This window comes from Candidatus Thiothrix phosphatis, from assembly GCF_035668035.1.
GTDB lineage: Bacteria > Pseudomonadota > Gammaproteobacteria > Thiotrichales > Thiotrichaceae > Thiothrix > Thiothrix phosphatis.
This window is the reverse complement of sequence record NZ_JAYMYJ010000037.1, coordinates 1-3,342: the sequence shown is the minus strand read 5'-3', so window position 1 is coordinate 3,342 and position 3,342 is coordinate 1. Positions and strand designations below refer to the sequence as shown.

The window sequence follows — 3,342 nt, the reverse complement described above, 5'->3', positions numbered from 1 at the left end:
TCATACAATCATGACCACGGGTTTCAAGATAAATTCACCCATGAGTGTGACACCCCTCACATTTTTGGGAAAATTTAGACAGGTAGAGCAAAACTTCCACTATCACGGCATGGGAAATTCCGCTGCCGATGATGTCAGGCAGAAGGCTTACGGGTATGCCCCCACACCACCAAGGCAATGAAAATGGCAGCCAACGTCCCCACATACGCCAGCCCGAAACGGAAAAAATAATCCAGCGGAAACAGTTGGACCAGGATGCTGTCATCCGGAAACACCCAGGTATTCGGCGGAAACAACAAGGTGTGCAGCACGATGAACAACGGCACAAATCCCCCTGCCAGCATCAGCGCCAGCGGCAGAAGAATAAACGCCAGCCCCAGATAGCCAGCCCGCAGCATGACCCTTCCACCGGCGAACCGCTTCTGCGCATACAGCAGCGATAGGCAACTGAGCAACACGACAGCGGACAGCTGATCCAGACGGGCGAACAACTGCCGCACATCCAGCAAATGGAATGCCTCACCAGGATTCAGGAACGGCAAATCCGGCAAATCATTGCCCATTCCCCGCAATAGGTAGGCGACAATGGCCTGCCGCTGAGGGCTGGCTTCCGGCAACCAGGGATAAACATGCAGCAAAACCACCCATACCCCCAAAAAAATGGCGAGCACCAGACTGATGCCCGCCATCCAGGTCAGTAGCCGACGCGCCACCGCAGCACCCATTTAACCCAGCGTCCGGATGCCGTCCGCGCCTCCCAGGATCAGCACATCGGCGGGGCGAACCGCAAACAAGCCATTGGTGACGACCCCCGGAATCTGGTTGATGCGGTTTTCCAACGCCACCGGGTCGATGATTTCCATACCCAGAATATCGAGGATGATATTGCCATTGTCGGTGGTGAAACCTTCACGCAGCACGGGATTCCCACCCAGTTTGACCATTTCCCGCGCCACCAGCGCCTGCGCCATCGGGATCACTTCGACCGGCAGCGGGAATTTGCCCAGCACCTTCACCAGTTTGGAGTCATCAGCGATGCAAACGAATTTCTCGCTGGCACCCGCCACGATCTTTTCGCGGGTCAACGCGCCGCCGCCGCCCTTGACCAGATGCAGGCGTTCGTTGGATTCATCCGCCCCATCCACGTACAACGACAACTGCCCAGCCTCGTTCAGGTCGAGCACGCGGATACCGTGACCTTGCAGGCGTTTGGCGCTGGCAACGGAACTGGCGACCGTACCGTCGATTTTACCTTTCATGCCTGCCAGCAGGTCGATGAAGTGGTTGGCGGTGGAGCCGGTGCCAATACCGACGACCATGCCTGCCTCCACATACGCGAGCGCGGCCTCCGCCGCCGCTTTTTTCATTTCGTCCTGAGTCATAATGCTATCCTGTGGTGTTCAAAATTGGTTATCGTGGCCGAGTTTGCAATATACTAGCCTGCACGTAAAGCACGGCTACCCAAGAATCCCATGAGCAAATCCCTGATCAAACGCATCCTGACCGCGCGCGTCTATGACGTTGCCATTGAAACGCCGCTGGAGCATGCCCGCAACCTGAGCGCCCGGCTCGACAATGCCGTCTTCCTCAAGCGCGAAGACCTGCAACCGGTGTTTTCCTTCAAACTGCGCGGTGCCTTCAACAAGATGTTTTCCCTGACGCCAGAAGAACGCGCCCATGGCGTGGTGGCCGCCTCCGCAGGCAACCATGCGCAAGGCGTGGCGCTGGCCGGTTCCAAACTGGGCATCAAAACCACCATCGTCATGCCTAAAACCACGCCTGAAATCAAGGTGAAAGCGGTGCAGTCCTTCGGCGGCACAGCGGTATTGCATGGCAGTTCCTACGACGAAGCCTACGCCCACGCCCGCGAGCTGGAACGCGAACAGCACATGACCTTCGTGCACCCCTTCGACGATCTGGATGTGATCGCCGGACAAGGCACCATCGGCATGGAATTGTTGCGCCAGCACTCCGGCCCGATTGAAGCGGTGTTCCTGTGTGTTGGCGGCGGCGGCCTGATCGCCGGGGTCGGCAGCTACCTCAAATACCTCTACCCCGACATCAAGATCATCGGCGTGGAGCATGAGGAAGCCCCAACCCTCCACACCTCCATGCAAGCAGGCAAGCGCACCCAATTGGCCCAGGTCGGCAATTTCGCCGACGGTGCCGCCGTCAAGCTGATCGGGGAACAAACCTTCGAGATTGCCAAAAACATTGTCGATGAAATCATTCTGGTCAGCACGGATGAAACCTGCGCCGCCATCAAGGATGTGTTCGAAGACACCCGCACCCTGCTGGAGCCAGCGGGCGCGCTTTCCATCGCCGGGCTGAAAAAATACGTCACCCAGAACAAGCTGCAAGGCAAACACCTGATCGCGGTCGCCAGCGGCGCCAACATCAATTTCGACCGCCTACGCCATGTGGCCGAACGCGCCGAACTCGGCGAAGGCCGCGAGGCATTGCTGGCCGTCACCATCCCGGAGCGCCCCGGCAGTTTCCGCGAATTCTGCCACGCCATCAGCAACCGCCCGATCACCGAATTCAACTACCGCTACGCCGACGCGCGTGACGCCCAAGTTTTCGCAGGCGTCAAAACCGCTGGCGGCAAGCAGGAACGCGGGGCGATGCTGAAGGATCTGGTCGCCAAGGGCTACCAAGTGACGGATCTGACCGATAACGAAGTCGCCAAGATTCACCTGCGCTATATGGTGGGCGGGCATGCCAATGGCGCGGAAAACGAAGTGCTGTACCGTTTCATGTTCCCGGAACGCCCCGGTGCGTTGCTGCATTTCCTCACCAGCATGAGCGCCGGGTGGAACATCAGCCTGTTCCATTACCGCAACCACGGCTCAGACTTCGGGCGCGTTTTGGTGGGGATACAGGTGCCGCCAGCGGAACGCAGCGAGTTTTGCCAGTTCCTCGACAAGCTGGGGTATGACTACTGGGACGAAACGGAAAACCCGGCGTATCAGCGGTTTCTGGGGTAAATTTTCTCCCTTCATTGATCAATATGACGCCCAATATCCCAAAGCACCACCTGTTTGCAGCAAGAGTAGGAAGGTTTTCTGGTATTTATTGATCCTCATCTTCAAGTAATAATTGCATTATGATACTCACTACAGCATTAATTTTACTTGTTGGGTCAGCCATGCCAGCGTATAGGCCAGAAACTGCACCTCCACCGTAATAACTGGTTCCATACAATGCTAGATGCCCCGAAGGCGTGACAGAAAAAAATTCTTTACCATCATCACCGTATGGAGATGGATTTAAAGGCCCCTCCCATGTCGCACCAGAACCAAGCGAGCCTAATTGATAGGGATTCTGACCAGATAGATTAAT

Annotated in this window: 3 protein-coding genes and 1 pseudogene; 1 reads left to right on the top strand and 3 read right to left on the bottom strand. The window is 56.8% G+C overall.

Translation table 11 applies throughout. The features are described from left to right. Positions 1-134 precede the first annotated feature (134 nt). Together VSS37_RS04425 and rpiA are read right to left on the bottom strand one after the other, a co-directional pair. Positions 135-725 (bottom strand): lipoprotein intramolecular transacylase Lit, encoded by a 591-nt coding sequence (locus VSS37_RS04425; protein ID WP_324693478.1) that lies wholly within the window; start codon positions 723-725, stop codon positions 135-137. Next, positions 726-1,382 (bottom strand): ribose-5-phosphate isomerase RpiA, encoded by a 657-nt coding sequence (gene rpiA / locus VSS37_RS04420; RefSeq protein WP_324693477.1) that lies wholly within the window; start codon positions 1,380-1,382, stop codon positions 726-728. A gap of 87 nt (positions 1,383-1,469) precedes the next feature. On the opposite strand from rpiA, the pseudogene ilvA reads away from it, so the two are divergent. Further along, positions 1,470-2,987: pseudogene (gene ilvA / locus VSS37_RS04415) on the top strand (threonine ammonia-lyase, biosynthetic); the annotation flags it as partial. Positions 2,988-3,072: 85 nt separating this feature from the next. On the opposite strand, the gene VSS37_RS04410 reads toward ilvA, so the two are convergent. Continuing rightward, positions 3,073-3,342, bottom strand: a 270-nt coding sequence (locus VSS37_RS04410; protein WP_324693475.1) for a hypothetical protein, incomplete at its 5' end; no start/stop codon positions are given.